Annotated in this window: 13 protein-coding genes; all 13 read left to right on the forward strand. The window is 36.6% G+C overall.

Going from position 1 to position 15,065, the window contains the following annotated elements:
* The first annotated feature begins 48 nt into the window (after positions 1-48).
* The 13 genes from AC5YGI_RS14140 (at position 49) to AC5YGI_RS14200 (ending at position 14,907) form a co-directional block, all read left to right on the forward strand.
* Complete coding sequence (locus AC5YGI_RS14140) at positions 49-939, forward strand: aspartate carbamoyltransferase catalytic subunit (protein ID WP_110011104.1); 891 nt, start codon at positions 49-51, stop codon at positions 937-939.
* Positions 940-1,029: 90 nt separating this feature from the next.
* Positions 1,030-2,103, forward strand: coding sequence for a carbamoyl phosphate synthase small subunit (locus AC5YGI_RS14145; protein ID WP_121487400.1), 1,074 nt, complete (start codon positions 1,030-1,032; stop codon positions 2,101-2,103).
* A gap of 41 nt (positions 2,104-2,144) precedes the next feature.
* The gene (locus tag AC5YGI_RS14150; RefSeq protein ID WP_062670677.1) at positions 2,145-2,498 is read left to right on the forward strand and encodes a four helix bundle protein; all 354 of its coding nucleotides are present in this window, start codon (positions 2,145-2,147) and stop codon (positions 2,496-2,498) included.
* A 59-nt stretch (positions 2,499-2,557) separates the two neighbouring features.
* Complete coding sequence (gene carB / locus AC5YGI_RS14155; RefSeq protein WP_227941688.1) at positions 2,558-5,740, forward strand: carbamoyl-phosphate synthase large subunit; 3,183 nt, start codon at positions 2,558-2,560, stop codon at positions 5,738-5,740.
* A gap of 121 nt (positions 5,741-5,861) precedes the next feature.
* Entirely contained in the window at positions 5,862-6,305 is a 444-nt protein-coding gene (locus AC5YGI_RS14160; protein WP_330745855.1) for a hypothetical protein, read from the forward strand.
* A gap of 9 nt (positions 6,306-6,314) precedes the next feature.
* Positions 6,315-6,773, forward strand: coding sequence for a hypothetical protein (locus tag AC5YGI_RS14165; protein WP_330745856.1), 459 nt, complete (start codon positions 6,315-6,317; stop codon positions 6,771-6,773).
* A gap of 222 nt (positions 6,774-6,995) precedes the next feature.
* On the forward strand, positions 6,996-7,718 hold the full coding sequence (locus tag AC5YGI_RS14170) for a hypothetical protein (protein ID WP_496168708.1): 723 nt from the start codon (positions 6,996-6,998) through the stop codon (positions 7,716-7,718).
* A 56-nt stretch (positions 7,719-7,774) separates the two neighbouring features.
* Positions 7,775-8,611: a hypothetical protein gene (locus AC5YGI_RS14175; RefSeq protein ID WP_330745858.1), complete on the forward strand. Its 837-nt coding sequence runs from the start codon at positions 7,775-7,777 to the stop codon at positions 8,609-8,611.
* A 203-nt stretch (positions 8,612-8,814) separates the two neighbouring features.
* Positions 8,815-9,315, forward strand: a complete 501-nt coding sequence (locus AC5YGI_RS14180) for a hypothetical protein (RefSeq protein WP_330745859.1) — start codon at positions 8,815-8,817, stop codon at positions 9,313-9,315.
* Positions 9,316-9,459: 144 nt separating this feature from the next.
* The gene (locus AC5YGI_RS14185; protein WP_330745860.1) at positions 9,460-10,056 is read left to right on the forward strand and encodes a Crp/Fnr family transcriptional regulator; all 597 of its coding nucleotides are present in this window, start codon (positions 9,460-9,462) and stop codon (positions 10,054-10,056) included.
* Between the two features lie 174 nt (positions 10,057-10,230).
* Complete coding sequence (locus tag AC5YGI_RS14190; protein ID WP_330745861.1) at positions 10,231-12,381, forward strand: TonB-dependent siderophore receptor; 2,151 nt, start codon at positions 10,231-10,233, stop codon at positions 12,379-12,381.
* A gap of 215 nt (positions 12,382-12,596) precedes the next feature.
* Entirely contained in the window at positions 12,597-13,871 is a 1,275-nt protein-coding gene (locus AC5YGI_RS14195; RefSeq protein ID WP_330745862.1) for a PepSY-associated TM helix domain-containing protein, read from the forward strand.
* The gene (locus tag AC5YGI_RS14200; RefSeq protein WP_330745863.1) at positions 13,855-14,907 is read left to right on the forward strand and encodes an alpha/beta hydrolase; all 1,053 of its coding nucleotides are present in this window, start codon (positions 13,855-13,857) and stop codon (positions 14,905-14,907) included. Before AC5YGI_RS14195 ends, AC5YGI_RS14200 begins: the two co-directional genes overlap by 17 nt.
* Positions 14,908-15,065: the final 158 nt, after the last annotated feature.

The following is a 15,065-nucleotide window of genomic DNA, read 5'->3' on the forward strand; positions in this document are numbered from 1 at the left end:
TAGCGAAGATTGTTGTCTTCGCTTTTTTTATGCCCAAAAATTAGAATTATGTTTACGATTACAGAACTAAGCACCGAGAGAATCAACAGTATACTGACAGAAGCACTGGCTTTTGCAAACGGTAAAACTGCTAAAATTGAAGGAGAAGTTTTTTGCTCAAATCTTTTCTTCGAAGACAGTACAAGAACGAAAACAAGTTTTGATCTTGCAGAAAGAAAACTGGGACTTCAGGTAGTTCCTTTTGATGCATCACACAGTTCGGTAAACAAAGGTGAGAGTCTTTATGACACCGTAAAGACTATTGAAAGTATAGGAGTAAACCTTGTAGTGATCCGCGATAAGAAAGACAGATACTTCGAAGAACTGAAAAATATTAACATTCCGGTGATCAACGGAGGAGACGGAACAGGAAACCACCCTTCACAATGTATGCTGGATTTGCTGACTATTTATCAGGAATTCGGAAAGTTTGAAGGATTGAAAGTAGGAATTGTAGGAGATGTAAAACACAGCCGCGTAGCAAACTCAAACGCAGAGGCATTACGAAGACTGGGTGCAAAAGTTTACTTCTCAGGACCGGAACAGTGGTTTGACGAAGGAGCCCTGATCAACGGAACTTATATGTCGGTAGATGAACTGATCGGCGAAGTGGATGTGTTAATGCTATTAAGAATCCAGCACGAAAGACACGATTCCGCAATGAGTTTCACCGCTTCAGAATACCATAAAAGATATGGTCTGACGAAAGAAAGAGAAAAGGCCATGAAAAAAGAAGCAATCATCATGCATCCTGCTCCCATCAACAGAGGAGTGGAAATAGATTCGGATCTTGTAGAATGCGAAAGATCAAGAGTCTTCAAACAAATGCAAAACGGAGTATTCGCAAGAATGGCCATCTTAAAAGGAGCATTGGAAAGCAAAGGGTATACTTTTAAATAAGAGCCAGGGTGAAAAGTAAAAAGGTAAAGAGCCCTGTAAGGGCGACCTGTTAATGACATATAATAAAATAATAAGAGATAAAAGTTTAAAATGAAGAAAAAATTAATACTGGAGTCCGGTGAAGTGTTTCATGGAGAAGGTTTCGGAGCAGAATTGGAAACTGCAGGGGAAGTAGTTTTCAATACCGGAATGACAGGGTATCAGGAATTGATTTCTGACCCATCGTATTGCGGTCAGATAGTTTGTATGACCTATCCGCTTATCGGGAATTATGGTATTAACCGTGATGATTATGAAAGTATCGAGCCGGCAATCAAAGGACTTATCGTAAAAGAACTTTGCGATCTTCCTTCCAACTTCCGTACTCAGATCACTTTAGATGAATTATTTAAAAAGAAAAACCTTTCAGGAATTTCAGGAATCGACACCAGAAGACTGACAAGAGTTCTTCGTAACCATGGAGTGGTAAAAGGAAAAATTGTAAATGCTGATGCTGATGAAACGGCAGTAGCTTCTGAATTGAAATCAACAACTTTCCCTACCAATCAGGTTGAGGAGGTTTCTACAAAAACACCTTATGCTAATCCAAACAGAGGTTTCAAAGTAGTATTGGTAGACTTCGGTGCCAAGCTGGGAATTATCAGAGAATTGTCTCAGAGAAACTGTGACATTATCGTGGTTTCTCAGGATACCACAGCAGAAGAAATCCTGTTGATGAATCCTGACGGAATTATGTTGTCAAACGGTCCTGGTGATCCTGAAGATGTACCCCATGCTTTAGACATGATCAGAGGATTATTAGGAAAAGTCCCAATCTTCGGAATCTGTTTAGGACACCAGTTAATTGGTCTTGCTTGTGGAGCCAAAACTTTCAAACTGAAATTCGGACACAGAGGAGGAAACCACCCGGTATTGGATCTGGAGAAAAATACAGTAGCCATTACTTCTCAAAACCACGGATATGCGGTAGATCAGGAAAGTTTAAAAGGAACAGACCTTATCGAAACGCACATCGCCCTGAATGACAGAACAAACGAAGGATTAAAACACAAAATCCACCCTTGCTTCTCCGTTCAGTATCACCCTGAAGCAAGCCCGGGTCCTGAAGATGCAAACTACCTGTTTGATGAGTTCATTCAAATGATGGAGGACTTTAAGAAATAAGAGAGACTTCAGATATTAGACATCAGATAGCAGACTTTATCATGCATAATTTTGAAAAATTGGTCTTTTGGCAGAAATCTATTGAACTTGCAAAACAGGTTTATATCATTTGTGCGGAGTTACCTAAAGATGAAAAGTTTGGTTTGATTTCTCAAATTAAAAGATCTGTAATCTCTATTCCTTCAAATATAGCTGAAGGTGCAGGAAGAAATAATGATAGAGAATTTTATCATTTTCTCGGTATAGCAAATGCATCCTCCTTTGAGTTACAGACCCAGTTAATTTTAACTAGAGAATTAAATTTACTTGAAGCAGAAAAAGTTAATGGTTTAATATCAAATCTAAATGAAATTCAAAGAATGATTTATACATTCAAATCTAATTTAAAAAAGTAAATCAACCTGTTGGAAGTCTGAAATCTGACATCTAACATCTGGTATCTAAAAAAAGAAAAATGGCAAAACGTACAGATATAAAAACAATTTTAGTAATCGGTTCAGGACCTATCATCATCGGTCAGGCAGCTGAATTTGATTACGCAGGAACGCAGGCTTGTCTGTCTCTTAAAGAAGAAGGCTACAAGGTAATTTTGATCAACTCGAACCCTGCAACGATCATGACGGATGTGGAAATCGCTGATAAAGTATATATCGAGCCGATTTCATTACAGTTTGTAAGCCACATCATCAGAAAAGAACGTCCGGATGCTTTATTACCAACTCTTGGAGGGCAGACAGGTCTGAATATGGCGGTAGAACTGGAGAAATCAGGAATTCTTGAAGAGTGCAAAGTGGAAGTATTGGGAACAAAACTTTCTGCCATCAACAGAGCAGAAGACAGAGACCTTTTCCGTGAGCTGATGAGAGAACTGAACGAGCCGGTACCGGAATCTGATATCGTCAATACGGTAGAAGGAGCGCTTGCTTTCGCAGATGAAATCGGATATCCTGTAATTGTTCGTCCTGCCTTTACAATGGGAGGAACCGGAGGTGGTATCGCTTCCACAGAAGCTGAATTGAAAGAAATCGCTGAATTGGGATTAAAGCACAGCCCGGTTACACAGTGTCTTATTGAAAAATCAATCGCAGGTTTCAAAGAAATTGAATACGAAGTAATGCGTGATGCAAACGACAACGCCATTGTGGTTTGTAACATGGAAAATATAGACCCGGTAGGTGTTCATACAGGAGATTCAATCGTAGTAGCACCTTCTCAGACGCTTTCAGACAGAGAATATCAGTTACTGAGAAATGCTTCACTGAAAATCATCAGAGCATTAGGAATTGAAGGTGGATGTAACGTACAGTTAGCTTTAGATCCGCATTCATTCGATTACTATATCATCGAAGTAAACCCTAGAGTTTCCCGTTCATCAGCGTTAGCAAGTAAAGCAACAGGTTACCCGATTGCAAAGATTGCTGCGAAGATCGCAGTTGGATTAACTCTGGATGAAATCATGAACCCGGTAACAGGAAAAACATACGCATGTTTTGAGCCGGCTCTTGACTATGTGGTAACGAAATTCCCAAGATTCCCATTCGATAAATTCGAAACGGCAGACAGAAGACTTTCTACTCAGATGAAAGCTACCGGAGAAGTAATGGCGATCGGAAGAAACCTGGAAGAATCTTTACAAAAAGCGATCCGTTCATTAGAAACAGGAATCAAACATTTAGGATTAAAAACAAAGCAGGCTCAGGCACTTACTGCTGAAGAAATCGAAAGAAGAATCAGAGTATGTGATGACGAAAGATTATTCATCATCGGGGATGCTTTAAGAAGAGGTTACGACTGGGAGCAGATTGTAGAATGGAGTAAAATCGACAAGTTCTTTATCTGGAAACTGAAAAAACTGGTTGACTTCGAAAAAGTAATCGCTGACAACAAATTTGATAAAGAAACCCTGATTGAAGCTAAGAGATTAGGTTTCGCAGACATCAATATCGCTGTTCTTTGGGATGTAAAAGAGCGTGAGGTTTTCAACTTCAGAAAAGAAAACGGAATCATGCCGGTTTACAAAATGGTAGACACTTGTGCCGCTGAGTTTGAAAGTGAAACACCTTACTTCTATGGAACCTACGAAGAAGAAAACGAAAGTGTTGTTTCAGATAAAGAAAAAATCATTGTACTAGGTTCAGGACCTATCAGAATCGGACAAGGTGTTGAGTTTGATTACGCAACCGTTCACTCAGTATGGGCAATCAAAGAAATGGGGTACGAAGCGATTATCATCAACAACAACCCTGAGACAGTTTCTACAGACTTCTCAATTTCAGATAAACTTTACTTCGAGCCGCTTACAGAAGAAGATGTGATGAACATCATCGAGCTTGAAAAGCCTAAAGGAGTAGTGGTACAGTTCGGAGGGCAGACAGCGATCAACCTTGCAGATAAACTAGCCGCTCACGGAGTACAGATCTTAGGAACTTCATTAGAAGATCTTGACAGAGCTGAAAACAGAGATAAATTCGAAAAAGCACTTCAGGAGCTTGGAATTCCTCAGCCAAAAGGAAGAACTTCAACTTCCAAAGAAGAAGCGATAAAAATTGCCAACGAAATCGGATATCCGGTATTGGTTCGTCCAAGCTATGTTCTTGGAGGTAGAGCAATGGAAATTGTATACGCTGAAACAGAATTGGCTCACTACATGGAGCACGCAGTAGATGCGAGTCCTGAACACCCTGTTTTGGTAGACAAGTACATGGTAGGAAAAGAAATCGAAGTAGATGCCATCTGCGACGGTGAAACGGTAGTGATCCCGGGAATTATGGAGCACATCGAAAGAGCAGGGGTTCACTCCGGAGACTCTATCGCAGTGTATCCGCCGCAAAATATCTCTCAGAGCGAGATAGATACTTTGGTAGACTACACTCAGAGACTGGCAAAAGGATTAAACGTTATCGGATTAATGAATATCCAGTATGTTCTTTTCGAAGGAAATGTTTATGTAATTGAAGTAAATCCACGTTCTTCAAGAACAGTTCCTTTCTTATCTAAAATCACAGAGGTTCCTATGGCGAACCTTGCAACAAAGGCAATCTTAGGACAAAAACTGAAAGATTTAGGTTACGAAAACGGATTGGTTCCAAACAAAGAAGGCGTATTTGTAAAAGTACCCGTATTCTCTTTCTCTAAATTAACGAAAGTTGATATCTCTTTAGGCCCTGAAATGAAGTCTACAGGAGAAGTTATGGGGAAAGATACAACCCTTGAAAAAGCATTGTACAAAGGATTGGTTGCAGCAGGAAGAAAAGTTCCTATGCACGGATCTATCCTGTTCACAGTGGCAGATAAGCACAAAGATGAAGCAGCAGCTCTTGCCGCAAGATTCCATGAAGTAGGATTCAGAATCTGGGCTACAGAAGGTACTGCGAAGTTCTTCGAAGAAAAAGGAATCCCTTGCAAAATCGGATACAAAATAGGAGAGGAAGATGTAAACCTTATCGACCTGATCCAGAAAGGAAAAGTTCAGTATGTTGTGAATACCACTACAAAAGGTAAGCAGGCAGAAAGAGACGGATTCCAGATCAGAAGAATGAGTGTGGAAAACGGTGTTCCTTGTTTAACTTCAATGGATACGGTAGAAGCCATCTTAAAAGTAATCGAAAGCATGAGCTTCAAAATGGAGACGATGTAATTTCGAGCTATAATAAATATTAAAATCCCACAAGTTTTCTTGTGGGATTTTTTTATCAATTAATCCAGGAAAAATAAAGGATTCTGTTTACTTTTGCAAAAGCCATTTAAACTTCAGTACAATGAATATAAAATCAATTACGATAGGATTTCTATGTTGTATTTTCGTAGCAGTGCTTTCAGGATGTTCCTGGATAACTGATTTCTATATTCAAAACCTGACTGACTCCAAAAAAATAATTAAGATCAATTACAGTTATCCCATCTCAAAAGCAATTGATAATGAAGCCGACAGCTTTGCATTTAATTATGAAAGTGGAATATTGTCACCTCGGTCTTTCTATAAAATCAAAAATCCAAAGTCTCTTGAAAAAATAGAAGTGAAAGACTCTTCCATTGTCCTTGAACTTTATCCAAATTCAACAACAAAAATTTACACAAGCCATAATGGAAGCTGGAGATATAGGATTAAAAGTGTTGAGATTAATGGAACCATTTTTTATCCTTCAGAATTAATAAATAAAAGCAGATATATCAGTAAGAGTTATGTTTATAAAATTAATTAAAAGTTTACTATGAATTTTTATTTGAAAATAAAACAGACTTTTCTAAAAAGCGTAGTAGCGTTTATACTTATTATTGGTTTTCAGGCCAAAGCTCAAAAATCCCAGTTTAATATTATTGGAAACTGGGAATCCATTGATTACTGGAAGAGTAAAGGCAAAGCAGGCTTTACAAAAGATGGATATGTATCTATTACAATTAACGGGGAAGAAATTGACGGCAAGAATTTTATCATCCACGGAGGTCCTAATAATGGACAAAAGGGTGAACTCAAATATAAAATTGATATGGAAAAGACACCAATTCATATTGATTTTATTGCACTAAAAGATAATCAGGAAAAAGGAAGACTGCTAGGAATTATTGTTCCTATTAACGATTCAAAATTCCTTATGCTGATCAACATGAATGGGAAACGGCCTGAAAGTATAGATCATAATGAAACAATGACACTTACAAAGATTGAATAAAATTGATCTGAAAACAATTCAAACCTCATAGATTTCAAAAATCTATGAGGTTTTTTTTAGTCCCTATTAAAAATGTTTGTAGATCAATATAAAATCTATATTTTCGGATGAGGTAACCCATAATATATTAATGATCTTAAAAATATGTCGAGATTAATTTTGCTTCTCTTTTTTCTAACCTCTTTAATTTCCTGCAATGGAGATCTTAAAGAGTTTAAACTATTGAGGTATTCAGATAAAAATAAAAAATATGAATTTGAAATTTGGGAAAGAAATTATGGTCAAAATGACTCTTTAGATTTTGTAAAGACCTATTTCAGAGTTATTAATTCTGAAAACCAGATAATAAATAAGAACAATACGGAATTTTTATTTTATAATAATCAGCATAAAATTGATGAATTAATCTCTGTTTATCATCGAGGTTGGAGAACTCATATTCTATCCTATAAGTATCTTTATACCACTAATGGTAAACTTAATTTTGTAATACAAAGAGACGATAACAAAACTGACACTATTGAGCATTATTTATATAATCATTTCAATCAATTAATCGAAAAGAGAAATGGTCTTTATAAAGTAAAGTATACTTATGAAAAAGATAAATTGATTGAAGTCACTGAATTTGAAAATGATGAAGTTTCCAAGCATTCAAAATTTATTTATGATGACAGAAGAAATAAATCAATTGAAAACTGGGTTTTTAGTGGTGATCAAAAAATGAGAACTTATTTTAAGTACAATTCTAAAAACAAATTAATAAGTAAAAGAGACAGTTCTATAACCGTTCATGGCAATCCTAATGAATATGTTGAATTCCTTACGCTATATCAATATAACCACAACGATTCTTTAGTAGAAGAAAAAAACTTTGGAAGAGTTCTCAGTGAAAAAGATTTTAAATATCGTGGAAAAACAACGTATGAGTATAAAAAACTGTGACGTTAAAGCATTGAAATATTTTCAACGATGTAACCAAGTTTAACAACCAATGAAGAATGGATAAAAAAGCAATACAAATTTTACTCAACACTATAAAAACTTCCCAGAACGAAAGTGTAAGGGATTGGTTTTATTGGGAAACCTATATGCAGTATATCTCCGAAGATGATTTTGAGTATGCAAAGAAACAGTCTGTAATGTATGATCAGGAAGACATAAGCCATGATGAAATTTGCAGGAGAATTAAAAGTGCTGTGGCTGGTATTGAAAAGCAGAAAGTTGTGGATGCTTTCGTATATAGTTTAAGTACCAGGCAATTAGAATATCGTTCATTTTTATCCAGCTATTGTATTGCAGAAAGTCTGGAAGAACATAGCTTTACGCCAAGCCCGGAACCTAATGAAGACATCTGTGCCATATGCGGGCTTCATACCTTTGAGTTTGAAGATCCTATCGAATTCAATACCATCAATTATTTCAAATACAAGGATGGATGTTGTTTTGATAATTTAATTCAGGTTTTATTTGATGTAGAACAGTTTCCAAAACTTCCGGTCGTTAAACCCATCGAAAATGACTACAGGATTCTTAATGAACTGAAAGAAATTATTGAAACATCAGAACCCGGCGACAGAATTTCTCAACTTAAAAAGAGAATCGCCAAAACAGTAAAATCAAATGATGAAGAACGATTAGGATTGTTGGAAATTTTAGGAGTTATCGGAATTTTACATGATGATACTCATTTTGGGTATGCAGATCAATATGTTACCTATCCGGAAAGAGAACACAGACCCATTAGGAATGATGATGTTGGTTATCCCGCAAGATGGTGGCAGGGAAAATTTGGAATTGATGATGAGAAATGGAAGTACTGGTTTGAAAGCAATTAAGTGATTTTTTATCATGCTATCGTACATTTAAAAGCAAATTTTCAATACAAAAAACAGGGTTAAAATGAATTCGGAAGTGTTTTTATCGGATTAGCTTAAAAGTAGATTATGTTTGCCGAATTATTTATAAATTAGAGCGTTAAAATTCAAGCTGTTAATATTATTTAAAAACTAATACAATTCCACCAAATCAAAATATAACCATGGCAGAATATTACGCAAAATCAAGCAATTCTTTAACTTTTGAAATCACAAAAGAGGAAAAATTAATTGGGAAACTTGCCTACACAAGTTGGTTTAAATTTAATGCTGTCATTGAAATTGCAGATGGTAAAATCTATCAGGTGGAGCCGAAAGGTTTTTGGGGAACTACGATTGAGCTTAAAGACCATGAAAGGGTACTTCTTAAATTCAGAATGAACTGGAACGGGGAAATTGTGGTGCAAACTTATTTTGACGGCGTGAAAAATGGTTATCTTTTTAAACACAGAGGCATTTTTAAAGAATCATTTGTCCTTACAGATCAGGACGGCATCGAGCTGATGATTATAAAACCCCACCTGAAATGGACGTCTATGAATTACGAATACCAGATCACCACCTCTGATGCCTATGAAACCTTTCCGGAAAAAGAAATCGTTTTAATTAATGCACTGCATTGCGCCAATTACTATATGTCGATGATGGCAGCTGCGGTGGTGTAAACTAAAGAAGTACTTTAGTATATACTTAGCCCTATTAAAGTGTCTTACATACCCATTTCTCCCTTGCAGAAACGTAGTGAGGATATTATTTATTTCTTATTAATAATAAAGCTATACCTTTAACAAACTTAAATAAATAAATAAATGATAATATCTGAAAATATATTGCTGCAGAATGGTGGAGAGGTTTTAGACTTTCACTCTAACGATCTTATCTTTAAACAGGATACACGTGCAAAGCATTACTTGCAAATAATAAAAGGGACTGTTAAAATGAATACCACCAATTGCGGTGGCAAAGAATTTTTGTACGGTTTACCTTTTGATGGCCATTGCATTGCTGAATCCTACATGTTTTGTGACAAAAAGTACCCGTTTAACGCTACTGCTACTTCAAAATGTGAAATAATAAGGTTGGAAAAAGATAAATTCCTTGATTTAATGAGCAAAACACCAGCTCTTTTGCTGAATGTTTTTGCCTATAGTGCAGAAAGGATTCATTACAAAAATCTGCTGCTTTCAACCTTAGATATGACCAGTTCCTTAGAACGGTTAACCCTTCTACTGAATTATATTAAAGAATTTTATATGCTTGATAATCTTAAGCCCTTTATTATTCCTTTTACAAGACAGCAGCTGGCTTCATTATCAGGTCTTTGCCTTGAGACCATTATCAGGACTGTAAAAAAAATGGAGTCTCTCAAATTACTGGTTATTGTTAATGGAAAAATTTCTTACTAGATATTGAGGATATCCACTCAATAGAAGGAGGATGATGCATATAAGGGTTTCTGATTTTTCAGAAATCCTTTATTTATGGGGTATTTCATTAAGTAAGTTTTATGATTTGTATCATGTTTTTATTTAGAATTAATAAAAATAAGGTAGTTTTGCAGAACTAACTTAATTATAAACATGAAAAAAACTATTATTTCTGCAGCTCTGTTAGCCGTAACGATGCTGAGTGCCCAGGAAACGGATACCATTAAAGTGGCTGAAATCCAGTCTGTATCACTCCAGGGAACTCACAATTACAGAACCAAAAAATCTGAATCTATCGCAAGACTTCCTCTTGAAAACCTTGAAAATCCCACTGTTTATAACCTTGTTCCCAAAGAAATCATCAGTGAAATGGGAGCAATGGACTTCAATACAGCCATGGCTTCTGCTCCGGGAGTTGTTGTCAGCAACAGTGTCAATGACAGTGGAAACGATATTTTCATGAGAAGTTTCAGTTCCAATGCCAGTTTCAGAAACGGATTGATTCAAAACCCAAGGGTACAATCCGAGATCGCTAATATCGAGAGAGTAGAAGTAATAAAAGGCCCATCCGGAACTTTATTCGGAGGAACATTAGCCAATTATGGCGGTGTGGTGAATATCGTTACGAAAAAACCACAGGAAAATTTCGGAGGAATTATCAATTATACCACTGGAAGCTGGGGAATGAACAGAATCACAGCCGATGTAAACACCCCTTTGAACAAAGAAAAAACAGCATTGGCAAGATTCAATGTGGCAGCCTATTCTCAGGATTCTTTCCAGGATGCAGGGTATAATAAAGGACTATTTTTCTCAGGAAGTGTTTTGTACAAAGTAAGCGACAAAACCACGGTGACACTTGATACCGAGTTCCATGCTCCGGATAAAACATTGAATGCCTATGTAAGAAATTCAGAAAAGCTGACCTTACACTCTATGAAAGACCTGGAAGTGGCTTACAAAAGAGCATTCACAAGTAATGACATCGGTTCCAAAAGAACCAATTTTGTAACAATGGCTGAGGTTACCCATAAATTCAATGATCAATGGACGTCAAGAACATCTTACCAAAGAGGAGAAGCCAATGAAAATGAGTCGATCTTTTTGGTGTTAAGATATCTGAATAATAATCAGGTAGAAAGAATGATCCGTCCTTTTGACAGCTTTAAAGTGACCACAGATAATATCCAGCAGAATTTCACAGGAGATTTTAAAATAGCAGGTCTTCGAAACCGTCTGGTAGTGGGAATAGATTACTTCCAGCAAAGAACAAAATATCAGTTTCCATATTATGAAGCCAATGGATACAGTAATGTTTTCATGCCTTATGACAAGGTAAATCTTGACAGCTCTTCTCCATGGGATCCTATCTCAAGAAACAAATTCATGAATAAGGAAAGAAAATCCACAGAATCTGATATCACAACATTCAGAACGATAAGCGGTTATATTTCCAATGTTTTGAATGTCACAGATAACTTACTGGTAATGGCCAGTTTGAGAGTAGACCACTATAAAAATGATGACACAGTAGTAAACGGTGTAGAGATTTCTACCAAAAACGGATATCCTGAAAATAAAGTGACCGGATACAGCCAGACCCAGTTTTCACCAAAATTCGGATTGGTGTATGAAATTGTAAAAGATCAGATCTCATTCTTTGCCAATTATGTGAACGGATTTAAAAACTATGCACCATCATTGAATGAAGTAGGTGTTTTGACAAAATGGGATCCTGAGCAGGGAAATCAGATTGAAACTGGTTTTAAAGTAGATCTTTTCCATAAAAAATTACTGACAACCGTAAGCTATTATAATATTAATGTTAAAAATAGACTGGTTGCAGATCCGGGCGGAATAGGAAGTATTCAGGATGGGAATATCAAAAGTCAGGGACTGGAAATAGGGATCATTGCCAACCCTTTTAGAGGATGGAATATCGTTGCCGGATATGGTTATAACGATAATAAGTATGATGACCGGAGCAAAGACAGCGGAAAAAGAATCGCCTGGACTCCAAAACATGTAGCCAATCTATGGACAAGCTATAAAATCATGGACGGAGCTTATGAAGGACTTGGTTTCGGGGCCGGATTTAATTTTGTAGACCAAACCTATATCAATATTGTTAACCATTTTCTAGCTCCTTCTTACACTACTGTAGGTGCAACCATTTTCTACGACAAGAAAAAATACAGAATCGGTCTGAAAATGAATAATGCTCTGAATGAAAACTACTGGAACTTCTACGGACAGCCACAGAAGCCTAGAGAAATCCTTGCCAATTTTGCATTCAAATTTTAATACCTGAAAACAAAAAATATCAACGAAAATATAAGGATGAAAACCGCAAAGGTGCAACACTTAGATTTATAATACTCCCTATTTCTGAAGCCTTCAAATATGCTAAAGTAAACGGCAGCAGGAATAACTCTTTTCACTTTACATACACGCCATTATAAACTCTATTGCGCCTTTGCATTTTCTGCTCTTATATTTTGAATAGATAAAAAACAGATATGGAGAATAAAAAAACTAATCCTAAAAAAAAGCAGGGTAAATCCCTCACCAAAAGGATCACCGGCTGGCTGCATCTGTGGCTGGGGCTGGTTTCGGGAATCATTGTTCTTACAGTGACTCTTTCAGGAACGGTATTTGTCTTTTGTGACGAAATCATTGATCTGTGCGGCGGAAGCGCAAAATATGTCCAGGCTCCGGCTCATACTAAAAAAATGACCCCTGAAGAATTGCTTGTTCAGTTTCACCAGCAGGTTCCGGACAGAAAAGCGTTCTATTTTGATACATACAAAGATGCTGACAGAACCTTCAGAGTAGCTTCAGCAACGAAACCGCCTAAAAACAAAAATGCGGACAAAGCAGAAAAATCAAAGAAAAAAGAGCGTGGACCAAGAGGTGTATTTGCCTATCATTATCTCAACCCTTACACCGGAAAAGTAATCGGTTCTACAAAAAGCTATGAGTTTTTCTATATTGTGGCCCATATTCATGCGCAATTACTGGCTGGGAAGTTCGGGAAAACGGTAGTTGGCGTTGCTTCCATCATATTTTTTATCCAGCTCATCGGCGGACTGATTCTCTGGTGGCCTAAAAAATGGAACAAAACCACAAGAACAACCGCTTTTAAAATCAAATCCGGAACAAAATGGCGCAGGAAAAACTATGATTTTCATAATGTTTTTGGATTTTATTCATTGCTTCCTGCAGTGTTTATTACTATTACCGGACTGATCATGGCATACAAGATCTTAACCGATCTTACCCAGCAGGCCTTCGGAGGGGCTGTGGATGCCCATACCATTGCAGAAAAATATGAACCCAAGTTTGAGCCGGAGAAAAAAGCTCTGACCTATACTGATTTTGTTGATAGAAAATTCAAAGAATTTCCTGATGCAAAACAGTTCAGAATGAGTATTCCGAGAAATGATTCCGCAACGGTCTATCATGTGGTGGCCGCTCAGTTTATTGGTCTGAAAAGCCTTATCAACGGGAAAAGAATGGAAACCAACAAATACACCGGAAAGGAAATTGATTATCCTGAAGAAGTACAGAGGCATGAAGCGATTGAGCATATGAATTTTGACCTTCATGTAGGGTATTGGGGCGGAATGTTTGGTAAAATATTCACCTTCATTATCGGAATCATCTGTACAAGTCTGCCGGTTACCGGATTCCTGATCTGGTGGGGCAGAAGAAACAAATCGCCCAAAAAAAATAAAGAAATTAAGAACATTCATCAACACAGAAAAGATTCACACCATGAACAATTGGTTTAAAATTATTGCCCTCTCATTACTTTTAGTATTTACCTCCGGAAAAGCTCAGGACAAACTGATGATAGGAGAGAAACAAAACCTATTTTCAAAAGTTTTAAACGAAAACAGAGAAATCTGGATACATCTTCCTAAAACCTATAACGACAATACTATCAATCCTGCAAAATACCCGGTGATCTATCTTCTGGATGGAGAAATCAATTTTGAATATTACACAGGATTAACGGATTTCATTGCCAGAACTCCTTATGCAGATATTCCGGAATGTATTGTTGTCGGGATTAAAAACACAGAAAGAACAAGAGATCTTACCCCGACAAAGTCTCAAAAGAAAAGTCCTGTAAACCCTAATATCACTCTTTTTGCAGATAGTGGCGGAAGTGAAGACTTTCTGAAATTCATGCAGGAAGAATTGAAGCCGTTCGTTAATAAAAACTACAGAACACAGGATTATTCCGTGTTGGTAGGGCACTCTTTCGGAGGATTGTTTGCCATTAATACCTTCCTTTTACATCCGGATTATTTCAATGCTTATGTTGCGAATGATCCCAGTTTATGGTGGGACAATAAAGTAACCATCAAAAGAACGAAAGAGTATCTGGAAAAAAATAAAAACTTTCCTGCAAAAAAATCTTTGTATGTTTCTCAGGCAGACAATGAAGAACAGCAGAAAAACTGGAACTCCGATATGACTCAGGCTATTGAAGAATTTAAAGGCATGATAGAAAAAAACGGATCTTTGAACTATAAACATCGCTTTTTTGAAGGGGAAACCCACGGAACTGTTTCCTATCCCGGAAATTATGAAGCCTTGAAATTTATATTTAAAGGTTTCAGAACGGATATAAAACAGTTAGCTAAAAATCCCAAACTGCTTGAAGAAGAGTATCAAAAGTTTTCCGAAAAACTGGGAGTAGAATTTATCCCTTCAGAAACTTATCTGAATGTAGTCATCAAATTCATGAAGAGTAATGGTTTTAAAGAGTCCGAAACTTATTTTATGAATCTGAAAGACAAGTATTATCCTGAGAAATAATGCACTGAAAAAAAACCAAATCCGTTTACCAACAGATTTGGTTTTTTTATATCTTGATTCTAAAGTAAGCTTTGGCTAAAGCAGATTTATTCTAAAAAACGATCCGCACAGTTTATCATTCCGATTTCTTTTATTTAGATGATAAGAGTATAGATTCC

The sequence above is a fragment of the Chryseobacterium sp. CS3K3.1 genome (assembly GCF_059515165.1).

Coding starts and splice junctions, on each gene's coding strand:
- AC5YGI_RS14140 (WP_110011104.1), top strand. CDS start 49: ATGTTTACGATTACAGAACTAAGCACCGAGAGAATCAACAGTATACTG.
- AC5YGI_RS14145 (WP_121487400.1), top strand. CDS start 1,030: ATGAAGAAAAAATTAATACTGGAGTCCGGTGAAGTGTTTCATGGAGAA.
- AC5YGI_RS14150 (WP_062670677.1), top strand. CDS start 2,145: ATGCATAATTTTGAAAAATTGGTCTTTTGGCAGAAATCTATTGAACTT.
- carB (WP_227941688.1), top strand. CDS start 2,558: ATGGCAAAACGTACAGATATAAAAACAATTTTAGTAATCGGTTCAGGA.
- AC5YGI_RS14160 (WP_330745855.1), top strand. CDS start 5,862: ATGAATATAAAATCAATTACGATAGGATTTCTATGTTGTATTTTCGTA.
- AC5YGI_RS14165 (WP_330745856.1), top strand. CDS start 6,315: ATGAATTTTTATTTGAAAATAAAACAGACTTTTCTAAAAAGCGTAGTA.
- AC5YGI_RS14175 (WP_330745858.1), top strand. CDS start 7,775: ATGGATAAAAAAGCAATACAAATTTTACTCAACACTATAAAAACTTCC.
- AC5YGI_RS14180 (WP_330745859.1), top strand. CDS start 8,815: ATGGCAGAATATTACGCAAAATCAAGCAATTCTTTAACTTTTGAAATC.
- AC5YGI_RS14185 (WP_330745860.1), top strand. CDS start 9,460: ATGATAATATCTGAAAATATATTGCTGCAGAATGGTGGAGAGGTTTTA.
- AC5YGI_RS14190 (WP_330745861.1), top strand. CDS start 10,231: ATGAAAAAAACTATTATTTCTGCAGCTCTGTTAGCCGTAACGATGCTG.
- AC5YGI_RS14195 (WP_330745862.1), top strand. CDS start 12,597: ATGGAGAATAAAAAAACTAATCCTAAAAAAAAGCAGGGTAAATCCCTC.
- AC5YGI_RS14200 (WP_330745863.1), top strand. CDS start 13,855: ATGAACAATTGGTTTAAAATTATTGCCCTCTCATTACTTTTAGTATTT.